The 24,745-nt window shown below is 35.2% G+C and carries 24 protein-coding genes, 1 tRNA gene and 2 pseudogenes; 19 read left to right on the top strand and 8 right to left on the bottom strand.

The genetic code is table 11. From position 1 onward, the window contains the following. Nucleotides 1-97 precede the first annotated feature (97 nt). Both DN389_RS09550 and DN389_RS09545 read left to right on the top strand, forming a co-directional pair. The gene (locus DN389_RS09550; RefSeq protein WP_149237041.1) at nucleotides 98-586 is read left to right on the top strand and encodes a GNAT family N-acetyltransferase; all 489 of its coding nucleotides are present in this window, start codon (nucleotides 98-100) and stop codon (nucleotides 584-586) included. Between the two features lie 239 nt (nucleotides 587-825). Continuing rightward, nucleotides 826-1,236 carry a DUF3908 family protein gene (locus DN389_RS09545; RefSeq protein WP_000996803.1) on the top strand — a complete coding sequence of 137 codons (411 nt, stop codon included), beginning with the start codon at nucleotides 826-828 and terminating at the stop codon, nucleotides 1,234-1,236. Between the two features lie 31 nt (nucleotides 1,237-1,267). Here DN389_RS09545 and DN389_RS09540 read toward each other — a convergent pair whose 3' ends face one another. The 6 genes from DN389_RS09540 to odhA form a co-directional block, all read right to left on the bottom strand. Further along, nucleotides 1,268-1,858, bottom strand: a complete 591-nt coding sequence (locus DN389_RS09540) for a class I SAM-dependent methyltransferase (protein ID WP_064056813.1) — start codon at nucleotides 1,856-1,858, stop codon at nucleotides 1,268-1,270. A gap of 92 nt (nucleotides 1,859-1,950) precedes the next feature. Then, nucleotides 1,951-3,492, bottom strand: coding sequence for a SagB family peptide dehydrogenase (locus DN389_RS09535; RefSeq protein WP_064056812.1), 1,542 nt, complete (start codon nucleotides 3,490-3,492; stop codon nucleotides 1,951-1,953). 16 nt (nucleotides 3,493-3,508) lie between these two features. Further along, on the bottom strand, nucleotides 3,509-5,458 hold the full coding sequence (locus DN389_RS09530; protein ID WP_098057939.1) for a TOMM precursor leader peptide-binding protein: 1,950 nt from the start codon (nucleotides 5,456-5,458) through the stop codon (nucleotides 3,509-3,511). After that, the gene (locus DN389_RS09525) at nucleotides 5,455-7,374 is read right to left on the bottom strand and encodes a putative thiazole-containing bacteriocin maturation protein (protein WP_048545080.1); all 1,920 of its coding nucleotides are present in this window, start codon (nucleotides 7,372-7,374) and stop codon (nucleotides 5,455-5,457) included. Before DN389_RS09525 ends, DN389_RS09530 begins: the two co-directional genes overlap by 4 nt. A gap of 125 nt (nucleotides 7,375-7,499) precedes the next feature. Then, nucleotides 7,500-8,759, bottom strand: a complete 1,260-nt coding sequence (odhB, locus tag DN389_RS09520; protein WP_000569890.1) for a 2-oxoglutarate dehydrogenase complex dihydrolipoyllysine-residue succinyltransferase — start codon at nucleotides 8,757-8,759, stop codon at nucleotides 7,500-7,502. A 132-nt stretch (nucleotides 8,760-8,891) separates the two neighbouring features. Continuing rightward, entirely contained in the window at nucleotides 8,892-11,759 is a 2,868-nt protein-coding gene (gene odhA / locus DN389_RS09515) for a 2-oxoglutarate dehydrogenase E1 component (protein ID WP_098057940.1), read from the bottom strand. A gap of 824 nt (nucleotides 11,760-12,583) precedes the next feature. Between odhA and DN389_RS09510 the strand changes: the two genes are divergently transcribed. The 12 genes and pseudogenes from DN389_RS09510 (at nucleotide 12,584) to DN389_RS09460 (ending at nucleotide 19,953) form a co-directional block, all read left to right on the top strand. Then, complete coding sequence (locus DN389_RS09510; protein WP_002202726.1) at nucleotides 12,584-12,793, top strand: helix-turn-helix transcriptional regulator; 210 nt, start codon at nucleotides 12,584-12,586, stop codon at nucleotides 12,791-12,793. Nucleotides 12,794-12,795: 2 nt separating this feature from the next. After that, a complete protein-coding gene (locus DN389_RS09505) occupies nucleotides 12,796-13,173 on the top strand; it encodes a permease (protein WP_149237040.1) in 378 nt (125 codons plus the stop codon). Nucleotides 13,174-13,201: 28 nt separating this feature from the next. After that, complete coding sequence (locus DN389_RS09500; RefSeq protein ID WP_001178300.1) at nucleotides 13,202-13,384, top strand: DUF3976 domain-containing protein; 183 nt, start codon at nucleotides 13,202-13,204, stop codon at nucleotides 13,382-13,384. 134 nt (nucleotides 13,385-13,518) lie between these two features. Then, a pseudogene (locus DN389_RS09495) lies at nucleotides 13,519-13,879 on the top strand (hypothetical protein). A gap of 18 nt (nucleotides 13,880-13,897) precedes the next feature. Continuing rightward, a pseudogene (locus DN389_RS09490) lies at nucleotides 13,898-14,166 on the top strand (hypothetical protein). An 81-nt stretch (nucleotides 14,167-14,247) separates the two neighbouring features. Beyond that, nucleotides 14,248-14,793 carry a hypothetical protein gene (locus DN389_RS09485; protein ID WP_116891862.1) on the top strand — a complete coding sequence of 182 codons (546 nt, stop codon included), beginning with the start codon at nucleotides 14,248-14,250 and terminating at the stop codon, nucleotides 14,791-14,793. Between the two features lie 157 nt (nucleotides 14,794-14,950). Next, nucleotides 14,951-15,547 (top strand): hypothetical protein, encoded by a 597-nt coding sequence (locus DN389_RS09480; protein WP_137012228.1) that lies wholly within the window; start codon nucleotides 14,951-14,953, stop codon nucleotides 15,545-15,547. Nucleotides 15,548-16,080: 533 nt separating this feature from the next. Beyond that, nucleotides 16,081-16,608, top strand: a complete 528-nt coding sequence (locus DN389_RS09475; RefSeq protein WP_088082805.1) for a helix-turn-helix domain-containing protein — start codon at nucleotides 16,081-16,083, stop codon at nucleotides 16,606-16,608. A gap of 17 nt (nucleotides 16,609-16,625) precedes the next feature. Continuing rightward, a complete protein-coding gene (locus tag DN389_RS09470) occupies nucleotides 16,626-18,641 on the top strand; it encodes a hypothetical protein (protein ID WP_088082806.1) in 2,016 nt (671 codons plus the stop codon). A gap of 151 nt (nucleotides 18,642-18,792) precedes the next feature. Continuing rightward, on the top strand, nucleotides 18,793-19,386 hold the full coding sequence (locus DN389_RS09465) for a hypothetical protein (protein WP_149237038.1): 594 nt from the start codon (nucleotides 18,793-18,795) through the stop codon (nucleotides 19,384-19,386). Nucleotides 19,387-19,494: 108 nt separating this feature from the next. Then, nucleotides 19,495-19,578 carry a hypothetical protein gene (locus DN389_RS29310; RefSeq protein WP_472926200.1) on the top strand — a complete coding sequence of 28 codons (84 nt, stop codon included), beginning with the start codon at nucleotides 19,495-19,497 and terminating at the stop codon, nucleotides 19,576-19,578. A 69-nt stretch (nucleotides 19,579-19,647) separates the two neighbouring features. After that, nucleotides 19,648-19,953, top strand: coding sequence for a hypothetical protein (locus tag DN389_RS09460; RefSeq protein WP_149237037.1), 306 nt, complete (start codon nucleotides 19,648-19,650; stop codon nucleotides 19,951-19,953). A gap of 124 nt (nucleotides 19,954-20,077) precedes the next feature. Here DN389_RS09460 and DN389_RS09455 read toward each other — a convergent pair. Together DN389_RS09455 and DN389_RS09450 are read right to left on the bottom strand one after the other, a co-directional pair. Beyond that, nucleotides 20,078-20,150: transfer RNA gene (locus DN389_RS09455), tRNA-Val, on the bottom strand. 180 nt (nucleotides 20,151-20,330) lie between these two features. Further along, nucleotides 20,331-20,546: a hypothetical protein gene (locus DN389_RS09450; protein ID WP_149237036.1), complete on the bottom strand. Its 216-nt coding sequence runs from the start codon at nucleotides 20,544-20,546 to the stop codon at nucleotides 20,331-20,333. A 287-nt stretch (nucleotides 20,547-20,833) separates the two neighbouring features. Here DN389_RS09450 and DN389_RS09445 point away from each other — a divergent pair, with 287 nt between their 5' ends. The 5 genes from DN389_RS09445 to DN389_RS09425 all read left to right on the top strand — a co-directional run. Continuing rightward, complete coding sequence (locus DN389_RS09445) at nucleotides 20,834-21,061, top strand: hypothetical protein (RefSeq protein WP_000251864.1); 228 nt, start codon at nucleotides 20,834-20,836, stop codon at nucleotides 21,059-21,061. Nucleotides 21,062-21,216: 155 nt separating this feature from the next. After that, nucleotides 21,217-22,503 carry a D-alanyl-D-alanine carboxypeptidase family protein gene (locus DN389_RS09440; RefSeq protein WP_098189686.1) on the top strand — a complete coding sequence of 429 codons (1,287 nt, stop codon included), beginning with the start codon at nucleotides 21,217-21,219 and terminating at the stop codon, nucleotides 22,501-22,503. Nucleotides 22,504-22,694: 191 nt separating this feature from the next. Further along, a complete protein-coding gene (gene sipW / locus DN389_RS09435; RefSeq protein ID WP_046958253.1) occupies nucleotides 22,695-23,264 on the top strand; it encodes a signal peptidase I SipW in 570 nt (189 codons plus the stop codon). 62 nt (nucleotides 23,265-23,326) lie between these two features. Continuing rightward, entirely contained in the window at nucleotides 23,327-23,914 is a 588-nt protein-coding gene (locus DN389_RS09430) for a CalY family protein (protein WP_048545061.1), read from the top strand. Nucleotides 23,915-24,048: 134 nt separating this feature from the next. Further along, on the top strand, nucleotides 24,049-24,745 hold a 697-nt coding region (locus DN389_RS09425), incomplete at its 3' end, for a DUF4047 domain-containing protein (protein WP_255450675.1).

Below are 24,745 nucleotides of genomic sequence, written 5' to 3'. Positions count from 1 at the left end.
TTTTTAAGTGCTATTTTTTTTGCAAAGGTAGGTAAACTTTTTTAGCGAATAATAAAGAGGGGGAAACAGTTACATATAGGGAAGGGGATTATTAAAAATGTTTGTAACACTTCAAACAGTTCAAGAATCAGAAAAAGAAATATTACGTAATTTGTACGCACTATATCTTCATGACCTCTCTACATTCACTCCTAATATAAAGATTGGGGCAAATGGATTTTTTGAATACAAAGATTTAAACATGTTTTGGGAAAATGATGGAATCACTCCGTATTTTATTAAAAGTGACAATGATATTGTAGGATTTTTATTACTACTGGAACGTCCATACTTGAAAAAAGAAAATGACTTTAGCATAAATGACATTTTTATATTGAATCAGTACAAGGGGAAAGGAATCGGTAAACAAGTTATTGAGAGTATACTAAAAGAGAAACGAGGACAATATTTCGTTATCGAACTTGTGAAAAATGTACCAGCTGCTTCTTTGTGGAAGAAAGTATATAGGGAGCTAAACATCGAATTTGATGAAAAAACACAGTTAATCGATGATGAAGAATGTCTCGTTCAAACGTTTAAAATATAATAAAATCGGTGCCCCTAGTAGATTACTTTGAAATGTAACTTTATCCCGCTATTTGCGGGCAGTAAGAGCCCGATTAGTGAGGGCTGATAATCAGTGGGGGATGAAGAAAACCTCCACTAATTAAAGTTTCACTTTATTTCGAATATACCGTTCACCCTTGAAAACATAGTGCTTATCGCTTATATTTTCATATAGTATTTATTTTTAAATAAAGCAATGGACGAACCAGGGGGTACAGTATGGCAATTAATATGAAAACAATCGAAGAATGGATTGCTGAATCAAATGCAAGACAAGAAGAAGACTTTGGAAACGTTGTAGAAGAGATGAAAGAAGTATGCGTCGGACTTGATAATGCGACATTAATTTATACGAAAAATGTATTTTGTTTCGGTAAGAAAGTAGAAGTATTGTTCTTCTTCCAAGATCATGTCGTGATTGGGCAAGAGAAAGATGAATATGTTGAAATCGAAAAATTAAAGTATGAAGAAATTACACATAGCAACTTAAAAACAAATGACAAAAATACAACGTTAGAATTAAAGTTTGCTAATGGACAATCTATCAATTTAGATAGTTTAAATGATAACTACGGTACGAAAAATTGGTTATTCGCGAGACAAATTAAGAGTATTTTTAAGTTAATCTAGTAAAAAAGCAGACCTCAAAGGGTCTGCTTTTTTATTTGTTTCCTATTACACAAAGGCATCCTCTTTCTTCGTAACATTTCACACTTTTAAATCCTGTTTTATAAAATAGGTTTATTAATTCTTCATTCGTTTTACATTTCTCCATATGATATTGAATTTTGAAAGTTTCAGCCACTAATAAAAAGGATCCGTTCGGTTGTAGGACGCGAAATACTTCTTTTATATCTTGTTCCACATCAGGCCAAAAGTAGTGTGTTTGAAAAGCGGTAATGAGATCGAAGAAGTTCGTATGATAGGGAATAGAAGAAACGCTTGCTTGTTGAACAATGACTTTTTGTTTTTGAACATCCTTTATATTCGTCTGTAGAGAATTTTTTACAGCTTGATTGGAGTAATCAATCCCATATATTTTCCCAAGTGGAGTTCGTTTTGAAAGAGTGTGTATCGTTTTACCTCCGCCACAACCGATATCTAATATGATTGCATCTTTCTTTATATGTAATTTCTGTAATGCCCAATTTGTTAGCCCCGTATGTGCACTGTTCATAATACAAAGCATGGAAGAACCAATTGTCCCGCGAGGGTTTTTTGCTTGCTGGATTAATCGTTGTAAAATGCTCAAGTTAAACTCTCCTTTTATGTAAGAATATATACTCATTTCGCTTTTTATAAATTAAGTCCTTTAAAAAAAGCACGCCGTCCACCGGCGTGCTTCTAATTACGCAAATCCCCTTTTAACCAATTCCGCGCTCGATACGCCCCAACAGGAATTTGAATAAGAGACGTTTCATTTCCAGTATCTATCCCGTATAACTGATCACATGAATTTGTATCAAAACTTAGTAATGGATGCCCGCCCATCCCCATCGCGGTCGCAGCAAAAACGAGTTTATGAACGAGTATACCAGCTTCCATTTGGTGAATACGGTATCCTCTATAGCCTAATGCATTTGTATAGTAATCTTTCTTTCCGACTACATGTAGGCAAAGCGGTACTTGAAAAAGATTCACGTTATCCATCGTCATACTAGATTGAAGGGGATAACGAAGGTCTCCGTATCGAAGTGGTTGTATGGAATGATTTTTGCTGTTATAAGAATAAGCGCCGTTTTCTATATCTTTTACGTTATAAAAACATCCATATAAGGAGACGCGCGTATTTTCATTTACATACTGACCATCAAGGTCGTTGTAATAAGGGAAGGCGAGGCTCGCTTCTTGTAGTAAAGTAGCGAGCCCTGTTGCATCCCATTTCGTTAAAGTGAAGTCAGCATCAGGGGAATACCGTTCTTTACAAAGTTGTAAGAAATCATACGATAACCGTTCTACTTGCGGCAACTGTACAGCGTGCGCATGATGTTGATAGTGCTCTTCATGATGTAGTGTGTGGAAGTGTGCTGTCGATTCGATCATAGAAGCTTCATTTATTTTTGTTATCATAGGATGTTTATATACTTGCTTTGATCGAACGAAATATTCGTGTGCTAACGGCGGAATTTGCTGTAACAACTCATGAGAAGTAACTGTTTTATTTTCACGGTAATCATTGTGAAACCAATTAGTTTGCGGTTCTGTACTTAAAGGAACAACAGCATACACACTTTCTTCGCTTTCTGATAGTCCGAGTAAATGATTGATTGCACGGTCTAGAAACTGAAAATATACACCATTTGTGTAACCGAATTGTTTGGCACATGCAAGTAATTGTCCGATGAGAACACCACTATCTAATCCTTGAAGCCGGTATGAAAAGTTATTGTATTTAAAGAAGTTTTTCCAAAACATAGTAGATACGAATGTAGCACCAAAACAAGACTGTATGTTACAACGATTGCCAAGTGCTTCCGAAAGATAAGAATCGAAATTTCCTTCACGAAGTAAAACAAGCCGGTGATGCGCGGTGTCGTAATGGTAAATGCCGTCTGGATAATCGTCAATCTTTAAATATATATACAATTCATTTGGATATAAAGCCCCGCCTGAAGGGATAGATCTTCGGAATAAAATTTTTTCGCTATTTAGCTGGCATAACTGAGTTAAACCGAATGAGTACCAAAGGTAATGACCAATTTCCTTCAAAGTTGGTGTAGTAGAAGAGTTAGGTAAAGATAATGGTATTTCTAAAGGGAGAGGGATGACAGGTACATTTCGATATAATTTATAAGGAAGCGGTGCATCTTCCCAGTCCACTTCATGATTTGGCATAATTTCATCAATTGAAAAATGGAGATGATGTAAAAAAGTATCTAGCTGCATAGAATCCCCTCCTTTACTATGGAAACGGATGCGGATGTGGATTTAATTGTTCGTGCGTTAAAGGTTCGTTTGTATATCCAAGTGTCATCGGCACAGTATATACTCTATCTAGTCCTGTAACCCGAGTAAGATGGTGGCCGAACGTCATCGGTAACATGCCTGGAATAATGACTTTTACACAATGTAATCCGTTTTTTTCTATAAGAGGTACTGTTTGATCTACAACGATTACATCAAGTCCAGATTGCTGCAGACGGTTTAAAAGTTGATGAAGATCGGATGTTAAATCTAGATCAACTGATTGTAATGCATTCATTTCTTGGAACGACTGCACCGGGGCATCGTCACGTAAAAGAAAGTGAAGACGTTCTTCTGCTTCTTTCAATCCGTACAGCATACTATGGTCTTCCATTTTATTAACGAGATAAGGATCGTGTAAGCAGTTTTCGTAATGCTCTCTTTTTTGTTCGAGTTCATCGTCTGCTATTAGTAACATGCCTGCTATTTCATGGATGGCACTCTTTAAAGCGCGGACAGGGTCTAAATGAGAGCCTCCCGCACAAACAACGTTCATTCCATTTTCACGCGTATTTTTCGCAATTACCCATAAGCTTGGGATACCGTGTTCCATCGTTGCGTTAAAAGCATGTAATTCATACCCAGTAATCGTGTACAGCCGCTGAATCATTAATTGTAATTCCGTATCATTTGCTGAACTAAGATCAAGGCGGGGGAGAGGTAATTCGGCATACCAAGTGAGCAAAAAGGCGTCACGCTCTACAATTTCTAAAATGCCGTGAAAAATTGCTTCTTCTAAACTACCACCAATTGCACATCCATTTGATGTTTCATACACGAAAGCATCTCGATGACCGAGACTATAATAAGCAATTGATTCAGGAACTAAAAGTGGCCGGTTTTGTAATAAAGAGTAGCCCCATACCCAGTTTTGTTCATAGTCAGGATCAAACGGTTTAAACGGAAAACTATTACGATTATAATGTTCATTTGTATGTACACCGAGCAAGAGGGGATTAAGTGCATGATCCTCTAACTCACGAAAACTGCCGTGTACATTTGTCTTTTTTCCTCGAGGTGACATACCACAATATCGTTCTAAACCTTCTAAAATAGCAGTCGCTTCACTCATTGCAAATGAATGAGTTCGGCCTGCAACACCTTCGTTTCCAAACATTAATGGCATGTTTATAATAACGTCAGCAAATGGTAATAAAGAATGCTGCATTTTTCCGTTCAACATACCGACGCGATAATCTAAATAATCTCTCGTTAAAAATGTGTTTAGTTCATGAATGGAACGACAGCGATATGCTGCTTCGCTTGTTTTTAAGCTCGGTTGTAACGAAATCACTGCCGCATCTGCCGTATCATCAGGCAAATTGCTACATACAGGGCAGAGCGGATCGGGAAGAAAAGAATGCCGCGTACATTGCAGTGTTTGTAAGTTTAGTAAAATGAGTTCATTTTCTAAAGAAGAATGGTTATGAGTTAATATTTTCTCTGTTTCTGCACGAATAAGATGGCACATTTGTAACATACCATTTTGGGTGGCACGTACATCACGCCTTGTGACATTATCTTCCTTTAACGTATATTTCCGCTGTAGTTCCCACATTTCTTGTTGATCAAAGCCGGCGATAAAGCGGCGTCCATCAGAGCAATTGGAACAGCCAGTTGCAAGAGGATGAATGTAAGGACCGATAATACCTTCACCAAATGAAGTGAATGCACGTAGCCATGGAATATGATTCGACCGAAACATTAGCTCGGCATCATGATGAATAGTAGAAGGAGAGCCATCATGTAATACGAGAGCGAGATGAATATTTTCAGGGAGTTCTTCTGTAAGGTTATGTTGGCGAATGATAGAATATTGTTTGCATAGTTGATCATGTACATAGTTTGCAAGTAAGCCATCTCCTATAAGCAATATATTTTGAGTCATAGACTGTCCTCCTTTGCAATTAATACACCGTACACACCATCTAAGTTTTCTTTCAAAAATGATTCAATGGCTAAATCAAACACGAATGGATAAAAATTATGTTCTTCTAAATGTTGCAAGGCAAGCTGCACAGATTGCACACCTGGAACTTCTTCTTCCGCTTGTATTTCCACTCTAAAAGAATCCGTGTCATATAAAATAATAGAGGATTCAGGCAAGATATTAGCTCTGTAAGGAGTCTCTTCATTTTGAATATGAAGAAGTGATAGTTGTAGTGCGTTTCGTAAGGCTAACGTCATATTAATATTAGATGCACCGTACCAGCGATCATTTATACCGACCCAAACGACAGGAAAGCTGAGAATCTCTTCGCTTACTGCTATTTTAGGTGTTTCATGAATTGTAGAGAGAGCATCGTAATAAAATCTACAATGTTTATCATGAATTGCAGTTAAATCAATCGTCGTAATTTCTTCTAGCATATGTGACTGCCGCTCATACAATTTGTTATTTAAATGTTGTTGCAGTGCCCGGTATACACCTTCTGTCATCGTTTCTCCAGCACCGATACCGATATCGTTATGTTCCGGAATAAGTCGGTGCATAATTTCTGCTACATATGTTTCAATTCCTGCTAAACCAGCTTCTCGGCGCGCTTCATTATGAGTCAAACCACCACAAGTCATAAGAGGCAGGAGGGAAGCAGGACCATCTGATAGTGGGGTAGCTACTTGAATATGGCATTGTGATAACGGTAATTGATATGAATCTTGTTCATCCCATACATGGAATAAACCAGCTTCTTTAGAAGTTAATGAGTCGAAAAAGCGGAATAAATCAGTTGAGGTATGTTGGTTGGACCGCTGTTCAAGTTGTTCAGAAAGATTTTCTATCGTATCAATTGTAAAACTTTCATCAGTTGCGAGAGGATGTTTTATAAAAGGATGCCATGCTCCTTCGAGTGTTTCGTAATTTAATAAAAAGAATTGTGGTTCTTTTTCTCGGTAAGAATCATCAGCGACATGCTTAAGTAATTCAAATACGATTATATTTGCTAACATTGCAGATGGGAGTGGTGAAAATGATGCTGATGAATGTTCATTTTGTAAAGTCGTTTCATGTAGCCGGTGCCATGCGGATTCCCAGCATTCTTCACGATTAGCTGTTACGATAGGGCCGGCTATACCAAGTGCTGATAAACAGACGGCAGGTATGAAGTTCTTTCCTACTTCTCTACAAATCGTGTGAACTGCTCTTAGGCCTTCAATATCTCCATTTTGAGAAACATACAAAATCCAGTCGAAAGGCTCGAACACTTCATGCAGGGGACGATCAATTGTCGTATCTATTTCCTGAACAAGGACATGATCATCAACTTCATGTGCAAGTTCTACTAGCTCATGAATGCGATCGTAATTTGTTTCCTCATAATCTGTAACAAGGTAATGAAAGGTAGGTAATCCTGATTCTAATAAAGAAGAAACTAAGGAAGTAAGCATATCTCCAGAACCAATTATAAGGACGTTTGCCGCGCGATACGTTTCGAATTTTAGAGCGCCTGAATGAGAATCAGCTTCTAAAAATTCAATTTGTGAAGCGTATCTATCAAGTAATGCGCTATTTAATTCATGAGGTGCATCTTGACTTACATCCCGAACGAAACCATTTTCATATAAAATCTCTCCAATTTCAAATACACGATTTTGATAGGGGAGAGGGAGACCATCGGTTATTTCTGCTAAAGAATAATTCCCGTTAAACATTGGCATTAATTTTTCAATCCAGTTGTAAATTCCATCACCGTCCATACGAAATGAACTGGCATTATTTCGAAAATAGACACCCCCGTTTGAGTCGGGGAGGAAAAAAGTATCCTTATTTGCTTTAAGTTTTGCATCAATTGGAAGGTTATTCATTTTAATCCTCCTTACGTTTTAGGCATACATTATTAGCTTATGTTATGAAATTTGTCCCATATGAACGCAATAAAAAAAGGCTGTAGAATAATTCATTCTACAGCCTGTAATAGATTATTAATCTATCAACCTTCTAATAATAATGATTTTGGATCTTCAAGCATATCTTTAACAGCAACAAGGAAGCTAACTGCTTCTTTACCATCAACAATACGGTGATCGTAAGATAAAGCGATGTACATCATTGGACGGTTTTCCATACGTTCTGCATCAATTGCAACTGGACGTACTTGGATTTTGTGCATTCCTAAAATACCTACTTGTGGGCTGTTTAGAATTGGTGTTGACATTAGAGAACCGAATACACCACCGTTTGTAATTGTGAATGTACCACCTTGTAACTCTTTTAATGAAAGTTTGTTATCGCGTGCTTTCATACCTAAATTACGAATTTCGCTTTCGATTTCAGCGAAGTTTAATTGGTTAGCATCGCGTACAACTGGAACAACTAATCCATCTGGAGCTGCTACTGCAATACCGATATCATAGAATTTTTTAATGATAAGCTCATCGCCTTGAATTTCAGCATTTAATAATGGGAATTGTTTTAATGCTGCAACAACTGCTTTTGTGAAGAATGACATGAAACCAAGACGTACATCATGTTTTTTCTCGAAAGCGTCTTTACGCTCTTTACGTAATTCCATGATTGCAGTCATATCAACTTCGTTAAATGTTGTTAACATTGCAGATGTTTGTTGAACTTCTACAAGACGTTTTGCAATTGTTTGACGGCGGCGGGACATTTTCACGCGCTCAACTGGTTTTTCGAATTCCGTTTTTGCAACTGGAGCAGGAGCTGGACTTTTTGGAGCAGCTGGTGCTTCTTTTGGAGCTGCAGCATGAGCTTGTACATCGTGTGGTCTCACACGTCCAAGTGGATCTGTGCTACGTACGTCGTTTAAGTCGATTCCTAATTCACGAGCCATTTTTCTAGCTGCTGGTGATGCGATAGGACGGTTCGTATTTGGTAAACCTTGTAAAGTTGCAGCTTGCTCAGCATTTGGAGCCGCAGCTTTCGGTGCCTCAGTTGTTTCTTGTTTTGGCTGTTCAGCAGCCGGTGCAGGTGTACCTACTGCAACTGGTGCTCCGTTTGCATCTAAAATTGCGATAGTTGCGCCAACTTCAACTGTATCCCCAGGTTCGCCTAGTAACTTCGATACAATACCTGAATCTTCTGCAATGATTTCTACATTGACTTTATCAGTTTCAAGCTCAACAACGCTGCCACCTTTCTCAACTTTGTCGCCTACGTTGATAAGCCATTGTGAGATAGTTCCTTCAGTAATAGATTCTGCAAGCTCAGGTACTTTAATTTCGATCATTTTAAATGTCCTCCCCTTATTTGCCTAACGGTGTGTTTTTTCTTCTTTTGTCTTCGGTAATCTCCATTTGTTAGCCTGCCCCTGGGCAGAAGATCTGCCCGGGGAACAAGCTAGAAACCTTCATTGTTACTTTCAGTTGCTGAAAACTTCAATTTCTTGTTTATCTTGACGGAAGTTATACTTCACATCTAAAGCGTGTGCAACAATTAGTTCTTGCTCAGCTTTGTGAGCGAATGGATCGCCGCCAGATGGGCTAGAGCGATCTGGGCGTCCAATGTAACCTGTTTTCACTTTATCTCCAGCAAGTTCGAACAGAATTGGAGCCATGTAATGCCATGCGCCCATATTACGAGGTTCTTCTTGAACCCAAATAATTTCTTCTAAGTTTTTAAAGCGTTTAATAATAGATTGAACTTTCTCAGCAGGGAATGGGTACAGCTGTTCAATACGAACGACATGAACTTCATCTAAGTTATACTCATGTTTACCAGACTCAATTTCTGCTGCTAAGTCAATCGCCATTTTACCTGTGCTTAAAACAAGACGTTTTACTTTAGTTGGTTTCATGCCAAGGTTTTCTTGTTCTAGAGCAGGTTGGAAACGTCCTTCGCTTAACTGACTAGCAGTTGAAAGCGTAAGTGGGTGACGTAATAAACTCTTTGGCGTCATCAATACTAATGGTCGAACAGCTTCTGTTCCTAAGATAGATGCTTGACGACGTAAAATATGGAAGTATTGTGCCGCGCTCGTTAAGTTTGCCACTGTCCAGTTATTCTCAGCAGCTAACTGTAAGAATCGCTCTGGACGTGCACTAGAATGCTCTGGTCCTTGACCTTCATAACCGTGCGGTAATAGAAGAACTAAACCAGATTTTTGACCCCATTTTGCTCTTCCTGCTGAAACATATTGATCAAATAATGCTTGCGCAGTATTTGAGAAGTCACCATATTGCGCTTCCCACATAACAAGAGTTTCTGGAGCGAATACGTTATAACCATACTCGTAACCAACAACAGCAGCTTCTGATAACGGACTGTTATGAACAGAGAAGGATGCATTAATGTTTGGTAAGCGATGTAATGGTGAATATGTTTCATTTGTATCAGTATCGTGTAATACGATATGACGGTGCGCGAATGTACCACGCTGTGAATCTTGACCAGTTAAACGAATTGGCGTACCTTCTTGTAAAATAGAAGCGAATGCTAATGACTCAGCAAGTGCCCATTCAATTTTACCGTTCTCTTCAAGAGCGTCTTTACGGCGTTCAAGAATTTTCTTTACTTTCGGATATACGTTAAAGCCTTCTGGCCAAGATAGTAGACCTTCATTAATTGCACGAAGTGAGTCAATTTCAACACCAGTATCAATTGGCTGAATGCCTTTTGCAACAACATCTGGCACTTTAACGTCAATTGTTGCAGCGCTCGTATCAGCTGGCGGTACTTGTGCATAGTCAGATTTTAATTGCTCTTGTATAAACTGAGTCATTGTTTCAACCTCATCTGCATTTAGAACACCAGCAGCTTGTAATTGATCTGCATAAATCGCTCTTACAGTTGGATGATTTTTAATCTTTTTGTACACTTGTGGTTGCGTAACTGCTGGGTCATCCATTTCGTTATGACCGTAGCGGCGGTAACCAATTAAATCGATTAAGAAGTCTTTTTTGAACAATGTACGATATTGAATCGCAAGGTTAGCAGCAGCAAGACAAGCTTCTGGATCATCAGCGTTCACGTGAACAATCGGAATATCGAAACCTTTTGCAAGGTCACTTGAATATTTCGTAGAACGAGAATCATAGCTATCAGTCGTAAAGCCAACTGCATTGTTTGCGATAACATGAATTGTTCCGCCTGTTTGGTACGCGTTCAATCTGCTTAAGTTCAACGTTTCAGATACAATACCTTGACCAGGGAATGCAGCATCACCATGAACTAAAATTACGAATGATTTTGAAGTATCTTGTTCTGGAAGACCAGATTTTTTACGATTCTCTTGAGCCGCACGTGCAAAACCTTCTACAACAGGGTTAACGAACTCAAGGTGACTTGGGTTATTTGCTAATGTAACGCGAGTGCGAACTTCTTCGTTACTAACGACTTGTTCTCTACCTAAATGGTATTTCACGTCGCCAGTCCATCCAGAATTTGCCACTGCGCCTTCTATTTTTGCATGTTTGAACTCAGCAAACATGTGACTATATGGTTTTTCTAATACGTGTGCAAGTACGCTTAGACGACCGCGGTGAGCCATACCAATCATGACATCTTCTACGCCGCCCTTTGCACCTTCGAGAACAATTTCATCTAGAACAGGTACAAGCATATCAACGCCCTCGATAGAGAAACGCTTTTGCCCAACGAATGTTTTATGCAAGAATTGCTCGAAACCTTCAACAGCTGTTAAACGTTTTAAAAGAGCAGTTCGTTTTTTATTTGATAGTGGTTGACGCAATGAATTTGATTCCACCATTTGATGTAACCACGCGCGTTCTTCACTATCTTGTATATGAGAAAATTCATAAGCTAAAGATTTTGTATAAACGTCTTTTAATCTATGAATTACATCAAGTGCAGTGTGAATACCTTCTGGCGCATCTTGCCATACTGTTTTTGCTGGAATCGCTTTCAAGTCAGCGTCGCTCAGTTCGTTCATTGCTTTCTCAAGAAGAGATTGTCCATTAGCAGCATCTTCCATCGGATTGATGTGAGCCAACGTATGCCCGAATGAACGAATTTGTTCAACAAGCTGAACGACTTTAAGAATTTTTTCAATGTTCCCTGTGTTTTGAGGAGAAAAATGTGTTGCTGTGTTGTCCCCTGTTACGACATCATCTTGAAACGAAGGAGCTCCAAAAATTTCAAAAAGCTCTTGTAATTCCGGATCAACAGAACCTGCTCCAGTTACGTAAAGATCATACTGCTCAATAACATAACCAAGGTTCGGACCATGGAACTTGGCCCAAGGGTTTGTCGTTGTATTCTTCCTCGTCATTTGTTTAAACCTCCCAATGCATATAATCCTTTTTCCATACAAAAGGTGCATTTTGCTCTTTTCAATAATTGATGAACCAATAATCAATGTAAATGTTTTCTTTACTCTTATGTTATTACAATAATTTACATAATACCAAACACTATTACTTATCTGTTTTGTAAAAAAACATTCACAATAACTTATCACCCAAGTTAATCTTTCATGTTATAAAGTAATTCTACAGAAAAATGGGGTGGATATATTTGGTATATCTATACAAATAACTAAAATTGTTGCATGTAAATATAAATATAATAGTTAGAATGTTTCCATAAAAAAGAGTTCGAATTATGTATATTGAAATAATAAGCGCTTTCATTGATATTATACAACAATATAACGGAATATAGTATAAAAAATAAAAAATTATGAATTTATCGTAAACTTTATTTAGATAGTGTTAAATATTGAAAGGAAAGTGAAGGATTTCTACAAAAAAAGTTGCTAAACATAAAAAACGCTTCATAAACAGTTAGTTTCTATAAATATGCCGAAAAACACCGTAAAACCAATAACGCATTTCGTGGAATAAAGAGATAAATGAAATATTTTAAAAGGATAAAACAAATAGGGAGATATTAAATTTTAAAAAAAGAGAGGAGGAGATATAGTAACGGTTCATTACAGTGTTCCATGTTTCATTTCAAAATAGACGTGCTGAAAATGAAAAAGTTTCTTCTATATAAATAGAACGAAAAATAAACAAAATGAATGTAAAGGAAACTTGACGTAAAGTTTCCTTTACATATATACTCGATATAAGGGAGGAGGGAGAAATTTCCTTGGAAAATAAAATGGTCGAATACCGAAAAAAATTTGGACTATCTCAAGAAAAATTGGCTGAGAAACTTGGAGTTTCCAGACAAACCATCATTTCAATTGAAAAGGGAAAATACGATCCATCACTTCCACTAGCATTTGAAATCGCGAAAACATTTCAGACAACGATAGAACATGTATTTATTTATGAAGGGAAAGAAGAGGAGGAATAGGAATGAATTATTCACAAAAGTACTTCGTTATCATGGGAATTATTTTTCTGTTTATGAGTGGATTTATGATACTAACAGGTATAATGACGCATTCTGCACCACCTGAAATAACTTATCCATTGCTTGGGATGATGATTATGAGTTTCTGCCTAAGTTACTTACATCCACAATTTAAAGAAAAAGATGAGCGAATGAAACTTATTCATTATAAAGGAATGTTCTTCAGCTTTTTTGCATTAACAGCATATTACCTTCTTTTCTCTATCGGCTTAAACTTAAAAATACTTACACTATCTGCTACTGAACTATTGAACATACTGATGGCACTTACGATGAGTACAGTTTTTATCTCATTTGTTGTTTTAGCGAAAAGATATTAAGATGGAAGAGAGAAAGGAAGATTAACATATGCAAATGATGTATGCTTTTGGCATTGGGCTTGTATTATTTTTAGCCGTATTCTTATTTATTCGTAAAGACGTTCAAGGTGGGACGTTAACGAAAAGAGGCTTTTATAAAATGATCGGCTGTTTAGTTGTTATGTTTATAGCGATTATCGTAATGATCGTTTTAATAAATCAGTCACTATAGAATTTAAAAATGGAACCTTACTGTAGTAAGGTTTTTCTTTTTGATATAAAACCTTAAAATTTCCATACAATCCATTTTATGAATATAATTGATATTATATAATTTAATAAAATGATAGATAGGGAGAATAGTATATGAATAAAAAAACTATCTTCTTTTTATTAACATGTCTACTACTTATAGCTAGTATTACTTATATAATATGTAACAAACGAGAACAAGTGCCACCTATGTTAGTATGGGAGGATCAAGAATACTATGTTACGAATGAACCTGCCGGAGCTGAAAAAGTTGGGCAAAGGCTCGGAGAAGTAACAAAGAAAATTGAAACAAGTAAAAAACCTATTAAAAAAAGTGAATCCAACATATTACAAGAAAAAACAGAAGTATTCACAATGATAGAAGAAGAAAAAAAATCCTCACTCACCTTTAATCATAAAGGAGCCTTATAGTGACGAATATGGGGTAGTAAGACCGATGTTACATGTACTATAAAGTGAAAAGGAGACTCATATGCAGACAGTAACTTCATATTCATGGTCGTTAAGAAAAATGTTTGTTTTTTCCTTTGCTTCATCCTTCCACCAATCGGCGCAATTTATATTTTGATGAATCGAGAGGCGCTACAAAAGAGAGACTTTATTTTATATGTATTATTTGCTGCTATTAATATATCGATTTGGTTGTCGCTTATGATTTTTGAGTGGAATATGTGGATGGTAGCGGGGCATTATGTGCTTGGAGCAATTGTTATTGTTTTTTCGAATATGAATAATAGATAAGCCAGCAACCTTAAAGTTGCTGGTTTTAATTTTGCTATTTATAATGAAGAAACAAATTTTTAATAGAGAGTAGTGGGCGTTATGAGATGGAAAGAGGGAACGTTTGAAAAAATAGAAACGAATGACTTATCTATTGAGCAACTCATACATACATTCAAGGAACAAAACGTAAATGGCGGAGCGGTTATAAGCTGTTTTAAAGTACATAACGAAAATTTTTTCAAAGAAATACCACATTTGAAAGATGGATACGAGCACTTCTTTAGAAGAATCTTCAACTCTTTAGACATAATCAATAACTTAGAAGAGTTAAAAATACATACATCAGACAAATATAAGTTTCGTTTTAAAGAGCAGCTGGCAGTCATGCTTGATGGAAGTATTGCCGCTCAAATTTTGTGGGGCGGAGCATATGAAGGATTTAAGGAACGACCAGTTATCGCAAAGCAATTAGCGGTCAATGTATGTCAATACATGTTCCAAGATCGATACGAAGATATTAAAGTGTTCGAAAGCGATCGCCCTTGGACAGATTGGTTTTACGATGTTGCGTGGGATATTACTTGGATGGTGTTAGATAGTAAGGAGCATAAAATGTGGTTAGTTTGTGCTACGGATACGGATTGATAGAAAAAAGCCTTGTAGGAATGCTGCAAGGCTTTTTATCTTTTGGGAATGAATAGAAAATGAATCACATAAATGCTATACTAAAAAATGTTTGTAATGTCAGTTTCATAATATTATATAGTGATGACTTACTAGAAAAGATAAGAGGAGAATGAACGTGAAAAAGATACAGAAATTATTGCTGTTAATGATGGTAGTAGGATTAACAGTAGGTGTTTTAGCAGGATGTGCAAATCCGAAAGATACGACAGAAGAATTTTTAACAGCGATACAAAAAGGTGATGTAGAAAAAGCTCGTACATTTGTTGAGAGTGACAAGGAATTTAATAAACTAAATGAAAAAACAGATGATGCTGAGGCAAAAGCAATGCTGAGTGCAATTACGAAAAACTTTAAATTTGAAAAGCCAGAAGAAGTGTCGAAAAAAGATGACAAAGCAGAAGTGAAAGTGAAAATTACATCTGCAGATCTATCCGTTGCTGTAACAAAAGCAGTGGGAGAAGTTATGCCAATGGCCTTCGCTAGCGCTTTCAGCGAAGACAAAGAGCAATCGGAAAAAGCAATCGAAAAAACGATGACATCAGCAATCGTCAAACACTTATCAGATAAAGATGCAATCATGGCAACTCGCGAAGTTACATTAAACTTAAAGAAAAACAAAGATGGCGACTATAAAATCGTTGCAGATGATAACTTGAAAGAAGTATTGTTTGCTAATGCGAAGTCTTTGGAGAAGATGTTTGGCGGGAAGTGATTAACTGAAAAAGTTTTTAGTTTTTGTAAGAAGTGATTTGGATAGAAAAAGAGGCGCTGTATCATCTAGTAGGTTGATATGGTGTCTCTTTTTATAATTTCGGAGATGGCGAGTTCACGGCTTCTCCCTGTCAAGATAAGAAACATATATTTTAAGTTTGGGGAATATAGAGCGGAAATTTAGTTGTATCAAGGATTTATAAAATGCGCTACATTTATTTATAAAAATATTATAAAGCGGGGAAAATTTCTTGCCCCTAAACTTGACCAGTTTTTATCAAGTTTAGGGGGAGTTTCTGTCAGTTGAATTATTTCCTATTTTCATAAGGTTATAATTGGAATTTAGGGAATGTTTTGTTTTATGCTTCTCGGCTTTTGCGGGGAGGTTTTTATATAATAATGAATAAAAAAGTTATCCAGAATTGTAATTGGAGTACATAATTATAAATAAAATATTTATATGAATTAAATCTGTATAACACAAACGAAAAAAAACACATTTGTGTTTTTAGTTTTATATGGTAAGATTAATTTATGGAAAATTTCGAAGGTTATAAAATTAGAGTGTTGCGTAGGGAAAATGGTTTAACAATTCAAGAGCTTGCTAAATTAGTTAATCTATCTCCTTCTGCTATCGGAATGTACGAAAGAGGAGTGAGAAAACCTGATTTATCTTTAGCGATAAAACTATCGAAATTATTTAATTTGAATGTTAATTATTTCTACACTGACGAAGAGCATAATGAGAAGAATGCAATTTTGTACCTACAGGAATTGATAAAAGACGTAGACATTGAGCTTATTAATGAAAAAGAGAATGTGAAAAAGGAAGTTTTGAATCGAGCAAATGGCTTCTGCGAATTATGTAACAATTTTGCACCCTTTATTGGGAATGATGGATTACCTTATCTAGAAATACATGAAATTGAATCTGAGGGAATGGGTGTGGATTCGGTTGAAACCACTTTTGTAGCCCTCTGCCCAAATTGCTACAAAAGATTACAGGTTCTAAGGTTAAAGGGGGATATAATTTATCTTAATGGCAAGGTGAAAAAGAATTAAATTTTTGGAGGTTGCCCATGAGTCTAAAAACGTTATTGACAGATATTGAGATAATAGAAAATGAAATTAAAAATGAGTTAGAAAAAAGTAATGTTCAAACTACACTTTCTCTTAATACATACAATAAGATGTTAGAGAAAATTGAATTTATAAAAGATAACAGTACATTAGATTTTTCATTAGTTTTTATTGGCGAAAAGGGGATAGGGAAAACAACGAGTATATGTAGAATTTTAAATTTAGTACATAGGGTTTCCAAGAGAAGGAAAAACAAGAGTATCAAGGTAATAGAGGAAATTTTGCAAACTGGATCTGGAGCAACTACAATTTGTGACATAGAAATTATTCCTAGCCAAACTGGTAAAACATTTATAACCATAGAGGCGGTAAGTGAACAAGATTTACTTGATTATTTAAGGTCTTTTGCAGAATATATTTTTGCCAAAGCTCACAAAAAAACAAATGAAATATTTAGGGAAGCTGAAGAGGGCATACCATTACCGCCAGAAATTGAAAGAGCCTGCCGTAATATGACAAATTTAAAGGAAACTAAAGAATATGAGAATCGGATAGATCATGGTATAGAATTAGCTAGTCGATTTGCAAGTGATGAGCTGGGGTTATTTATAGATGCAGTTATTTCATGTGCTAATTTTGAAAAACGTTCTCAGGAGGTTTTTCAAGTCGATTATAACCTATCCATGGAAGATGAATTATTATGGATTAAAAATATATTTAAAAATCTTAATCTTGGGAAAATTGATACAGCCCCTCTTCCTAAAGTTATAAAAATTCATTTGAGTAAAGAAATTTTTAATTTTGATGATTTACCTTTTATTAATAAAATTGTGGATACCAGGGGATTAGATTCCCTAGCTAATAGTGATAGAAAAGATCTATACAAGATATTTAGGGAAGAGCCAAATAATATTATTATTTTGATTGACAAGTTTGCTGCACCGTCTTTATCGTTAATTGATCTTCTCAACACGTATGCATATGATGAGAATTTAAGTCTTATAGATCGAATGATTTTTCTTGTGAACTTTAGAAACAATGAACCGAATCTAGTTGTTGGAGTAGACGGTACAGTAGAAGAAGAAAACGAAGGTATTGAGATTAGAAAGAAACAGATACTTAGAAAATTTATAGAGAACAGAATACCTTTTAACGAGAATAATATTATCTTCTATAATCCGTTAAGATTTCTTGATAGTGAAAAGAGATTAGAAGTAACAATGGATGATCTGGATGAGTATGGGGATAAAGAAGAGGTCTTGAGATACAAGAATGAAACTATCCAATATGAGAGACAAGGTGTTTTAAAACAAGTAAATGACACGGTTTTAAATATAGTTGAGAAATATGATCAAGAGATTAATGAGATTAGAATTAACTTAGAAAAAATAAAATATAGTCATGAAAATGATCAATATGCCAAAAACCAAATCATTAAGGTTATTAAAGATGTTGAAGGCTATTATCAAGACAATATCAAGGCTAAAGAGGATGTATTAAAAATTTATAATAACTATTTTATGGGTAAGTACCCTAGTACTATTAGGGCCATAAACACGAGGCATGGAATATATGACCATCACGATATATATCAAGAAGGTGCCATTCGGATAGAAGATTTAGTTAAATATCAATTAAAGGATATTAAGGATAATGTATTATTAAAGCTAGAGGGTATTAAGTCTTTTGTGAATATAAGTTCAGGTCAGGAAGTTGCTATTAAAATGTTGATGGAAGATATAGGAGAGCTTTATGAAGAAAGGGTTAATAGAATAAATCGGACTGTCTATCATACATTTGAAAAAAATGTATTTTCCTTCGAAAAGTATGAACAGTTCTGGCGAAAAACCAATTATAGATGGGGGCAAGGGAACGGATACAGGCTCGATATAATTGAGTATTACCAAGAGCAAATTAAGGAAAGTCAATTTCTTGAAGCGATAGATTCATTCTTGGTGAATTGTGTCAATTCATTCGTAGAGGATTTAGTTAGTATCATGGAAGAAATAAGTTAAATGAGAATAAATTAAATCTCTTAATAAAATTTATAAATGAAAAATAACTTATAATAATAGCCCCTGCTTAAATTTAGAGTGGGGGCTGTGATGTGTATTTTTGGTGTGTATTTCCAAGTTGTAATGTAGAAAAAGTTAGAAGGAGTAAGGTATGACCCTATTAGACCATTTAATACAAAATTATGAGACCGCGAAATTAAAGAGACCAACTGCGTGTATTAAATATTCTTTTAAGTTTTTCAAGACAGATATTAATGTATATTTTGATTGTTATGATGAACAAGTGCCAGCTCTCATCTTGATTTTGAAATATTATGATTCATATCATATTCAAGGTTTTAATCCTACTGTTGATAATGTATTTGATGTTAAATATTTAGAAGATATTAATCCCGTCATTTTGTGTGATATTTTGGTGGATAATCAATTAACTGCGTTATATGGAGAAATAGAGAGAGTTATTTGGGAAGAGGATTATGTTAGATGCAATTATGAAAAAGATAATTCCTTTAACAGTGCAAAGAAATCCCGAAAGATAGATGAAAAATCTATAAATCCCTTCTTTGATCACTTTAGAAGAGGAAGAATGAAAGATAAAAGATTAGAAGCACTACATGCACATTTGAACATATCTAGAGAAATATTGAGAGAAATACAAGGAATGAATTTTACCATTGTTACAACTGATGATCCTAAAAGGAGGAAGTTGTTTGTTGATGAGTGGAAGAGGATAACCCTAAAGTAGCATTAGGCAGGGGTTTTTTGTAAAGTAATTATTTATAAAAAGCCTAACATTTTATTTATATAGTGATGTAATGATTCGATTGAATTTCCTTAAAGATGGGTTGAGGTTGTGGTAGTTAGAAGTTATACACCTGAAGATGGAATAGAAGTTATTCATAGAAGAAACTTATCGAGGTATTGCGTGAAGATATAATTACTGACAAATACCAACCTTTAATATACATAATAGTTATAGAATAATTGATGAGAGAGGGGTAAGAAAATGAACTTACAACAAGCGAAGGATTTAGTTGAAAAATGGAGTCATTTTATTGAATTAGTTTCAAATTATGAGGTGAATTCTTTAGAGACAGAGGCAATATATGAGTATGCTTTAGATAACAATGTTTCAAATGTAGCTGTTAAATTGAATGAAAAAGGTCATAGAATCCAAGGTGTTAGAGGACCGAAAAAGCTGAATAGTAATGATGTGACAGAGATATTACAGGGGGAAATTATAGATGAGTTACATAGCATTATAAAAAATACACTTCAAAAAAATCAGCGGAAAATGAGAGGACGTAGATGAACTCTTATTGATGTCCTGAATGGAAAAAGGAGTTGAAAAATACCTTCTGTCTCAAAAGTGCTGTTTCACTTTTTGCGATTAACTATTATATAAGAAAAGACTTGTATATCAAGGTTTTTTAGTATGACCCCGGAGAGGCTCGAACTCACGACCTCCACCCTGTCAAGGTGGCGCTCTCCCTGCTGAGCTACGGGATCTTCAAAAATGCGTATGTAACAGCATCTTTAATCTTTATGCTAAAGCAATTATATATAATTAACTGAAATTTTACAATATTTTTTATAGTAAGTTTTAAAAGGGAAATCATATGCAATTATGCGAGTAGTGTCTGAAGGGATAATGATGAGAAGAAGACTTAGTAGAATGTAGCGGTCATATTATTTAATGTATTTATCCAAAGGGTTTTCATCGCTTAAATCAACAAGTAAAGGACATAAGAATAATAAAGGTAGAGCGGCATTAGCATGATGAAAGGTGTCATTTAATAGATATTGCTTTCCAAAACAATACGGACAATCTTTTTCAAATGTCACGGGTATCAACCATACATCATTTATTATCCACTTCGTTTTACAATACGTACAACGCGCCATAGAGTTCCTCCTCATTTTAAGGTTTCTTGTAGTATAGTCCATTTCATTGTACGAAAGTCATTTGTATTTGGTGTGATAAAATGGAAGTTGTTTTATTTTTATGTGGATCTATTCAGTCATTTCTGATCAATTCCATATCATTTGATATTTTGGCAGGATGATAGATTTTCGGGTTTAATATGCAAATTGGCCAATATATCCTTTTTACAATTTACTTAAAATCATGTATAACAGAGAGATACAAGATTATTTTATAAATATTCAGAAGTAGAGGGAGAATTATTGTAATGGTAAGAAAAACGTTCAAGATGCGTGTATCTAGAAATAGAACGATTTCGATTAATGGCTCAATTCTTGATGTGGATGTTACGCATGATGAGTTTTTACAAGAGTTTGTTGAGTGGGTCGATTCTAAAGGTTGGTCGTTTATGGGGATGACAGATGAGATTACGCCTGAAGAAGCTAGCCAAAAGTTAATAGATTCGTTGATTGATGAGAAGGATAAGAAAGAATAACTCCTTCTTATTTTTTATTGTATATTTATGTTCTTCATCGTAAAAATATGATATAGTAAAAAACAGTGAATATTCTTCCAATTTAATACAAATTACATATGGATTGGTAGATTCAGTTTTTAAACTGTGAGAGTATAGTGAAAAGGGAGAGTCATATGGTAAATTTTAAGGAAATTTTGGCTTTTATTACCGTTATTTGTTTATTTTTTTTGACACCTATGACGTTACGTGCGGAGACGAATATTGGAGTGAATCCAGAACAAGTGGCACCACCACCTGCGGAAGGACCAAATGTTTTTAGTCAGTTTGCAACTACGATTGATGCAAAAACTGGAGATGTTTTGTATAACAAAAACGCACATCATCGTGCATTTCCGGCTAGTATGACGAAGGTGTTAACAGCGATTTTACTTATGGAGCATACGAAGCCAGAGGATCAATTTACGTTTTCGCAATTAGCATTAGATCAAGAGAAGAGTAATTATCAAATTGAATTTCAACCTGGTGAGACGATTAATAGAAATACTGCGCTTATGATTTTAATGGTGCTGAGTGCAAATGATGTGTCGTATGCGATTGCGGAGCGTATTGGCGGAAATGTTGAGAAGTTCGCTCATATGATGAATGAGAAAGCAAAGCAATTAGGGGCTACAGATAGTCACTTTGTAACGCCAAATGGATTGCATGATCCAAACCATTATACGACGCCGTATGATATGGCTATGATTACGAGAGGTGTACAAAAGTATCCTGAGATTTTACAAGCGATGAATACGAAAAGGACGACGGTTACGACATCTAGCCAGACGGTTTCTATTTTTAATAAGTCTACTTATTTTGAAAATCCATATAGCATTGGCGGGAAGACGGGTTTTACAAATGAAGCGCGTAATACACTCGTTCTATTAAATGAGAAGGATGGTAATCGCATTATAAATGTAGTAATGGCTTCCCAAAGACCTGAAATTTATGAAGATTTGAAGCAGATGGCGGATTATTCTTTCGGTCAATTTGTGAAGCAAACTGTATTAGATAAACATAGCTGGCATCAAAAGGCAACGTATTTAAATAAAGATATTGATAGCGAGCTTGAAAAAAGTGCAGAGCTTATGCTTAAGAAAGATGAAGGTAAAAATGTGAGGACGATTTTCCGTGCGGCTTCATTAGATAAAGATTCTTTGTATCATAAAGGAATTCATCGTGGTGAGGTAGTTGGTGCAGTTGACATCACGAAAAATAATCAAACAATTGCGACGATAAATGTTCTTTCAAAAGAAGATGTTACTTTTGCGATGCCTAAAAAAGATACGGCTACGCCTGAAGTAAATGAATCAAATGTGAAAATAATAAGCATTGGGATAGGTGCCGCTGTACTATTTGGAGCCATTTTATTTGTAGTGCTACGCCGAAATACAACAGGAATGAAATCAGAAGAAAAATAAATTACTAGTAAAAAGACTGTGAAGAGACTTTGTCACAGTCTTTTTTGTATATATAAAATAACTAATAATTGTAAATTTTCTTATTGCATTTACGAGTTGTTCGTTATATTATTTAGTTGTGTTCTTGTTAGAGAACTGATTGAGTATTATATACTCCAAATAATATAAAACAACGGAGAGGGAGAGAGACGATGAAATTAATTTGGAAAGTGATTAGCAACGTTATCTCGTTTGTTTTATTTGCATTAATGGTTTTTCTAGCTTTTGTAGTTATTTCGTCAAAAGCGAGTGGCGGAGATCCAACAGTGCTGGGATATCAATTTAAATCAGTGCTATCAGGATCGATGGAACCGACATTTTTAACAGGATCAATCATTGCGATAGAACCGACGAAAGATGGTTCGAAATATCAAAAAGGTGATGTTATTACCTTTAAAGAGAAAGATGAAAAAATTATCACTCACCGTATTATCGGTGTGAAAGATACAAATGGAAAAGTAATGTATGAAACAAAAGGTGATAACAACAACGGTCCTGATTTAGAACCAGTACGTGCGGAGAATGTAATTGGGAAATATGCAGATATTACAGTTCCTTATGCAGGATATGCATTAAATTATGCTAGTTCAAAGGCTGGAGCTGCATTGCTTCTTATTATTCCAGGAGTCTTTTTATTAGGCTATTCTGCGATTTCTATTTTTGGTGCGATTCGCAGCATTGACGGAGAAAAGAAAGAGAAAAAAGTAGAACAATCCGTCTAGTTCGTTTGGTTATACTTTCCGTTTAGGAAGTTAACAAATATATAGATTAAGGGGATATGGACATGACTTTAAAGAAAAAATTAGGTATGGGTATCGCATCAGCAGTGTTAGGGGCAGCATTAGTTGGCGGAGGAACATTTGCATTTTTCAGTGATAAAGAAGTGTCAAACAATACATTTGCGGCTGGTACACTGGATTTAGCATTAAATCCATCAACAGTTGTTAATGTATCGAATTTAAAACCTGGTGATACAGTTGAAAAAGAATTTAAATTAGAAAATAAAGGTACATTAGATATTAAAAAAGTTCTATTAAAAACAGACTATAGTGTAGAAGATACGAAGAAAGATAATAAAGATGATTTTGGTAAACATATTAAAGTAACATTCTTAAAAAATGTAGATAAGCATGAGACGATTGTGAAACAAACTACATTAGATAAATTGAAGGGTGATACACTTACAGCAGTAGATAATGATTTAGCTGCTTGGTTCTGGGATGAAAAAGGTATTTCTGCAGGTAAATCTGATAAATTCAAGGTGAAATTTGAGTTCGTTGATAATAAAAAAGATCAAAATGAATTCCAGGGTGATAAGTTACAATTAACTTGGACGTTTGATGCACAACAAACAGAAGGTGAAACAAAATAATATGTAAAAGGGCTATCAAATGGATAGCCCTTTTTCTATTTTTCTAGTATATAGCTATCATTTTGTATCGTTCTTTATTATAATAAAAGTAACGTTCTGTATAGAGAACATCTTGTTCGATGGGAGAGATTAAGATGCTGAAAACACCTCACAAATTAAAAAAGATGCTTATATTACCTTGTATGTGCTCCATTACGTTTTATTTAGGCTCTCAAATAATGACGTATACAGAAGCTGCATTTATTCATGAAACGAAAGTGGAAGCCGCTCTTTCTACAGCGATTATATTTCCAAAGACAGTTGATACGTTAAAAGAGGAAGCTGAGAAACATAAACAGTTTATTGAGCATCAGTATGGAGAAATGAAGGGGAAGTTGGCAGTAACTTCTAGAGAAGAAATTGAACAGGCAATTGTAGTGTGGCAACAAGGACGTGAGAAAATTGCTTCTGAGGAGGAAGCGCTGCAAAATGTATATACTGCAATAGAAACTCCTTATAATCAAATACAAGAAGAATTAAAAGTGAATAAAAGTGAATCGATTCAACAAGTGGCCGTATATGTGAATGAAGGTTTTCTCAGTATAAAAGAGAAGCGAGATTATATCGTGAAAGAAGTTAGTTTGCAAGCTATTGATGAACAAATTCAGACTTTACAAAAACTATTAAAAGATGAAACAGTAAAGAAACAGAATGAAATAGAAGAACAGAAGAAAGTAGAAGAACAGAAGAAAGTAGAAGAGCAGAAGAAAGTAGAAGAACAGAAGAAAGTAGAAGAACAGAAGAAAGTAGAAGAACAGAAGAAAGTAGAAGAGCAGAAGAAAGTAGAAGAAC

The organism is Bacillus sp. AY3-1 (assembly GCF_008368785.1).
GTDB lineage: Bacteria > Bacillota > Bacilli > Bacillales > Bacillaceae_G > Bacillus_A > Bacillus_A wiedmannii.
The sequence above is the reverse complement of the archived record's forward strand: the minus strand, read 5'-3'. Positions and strand labels throughout refer to the sequence as shown.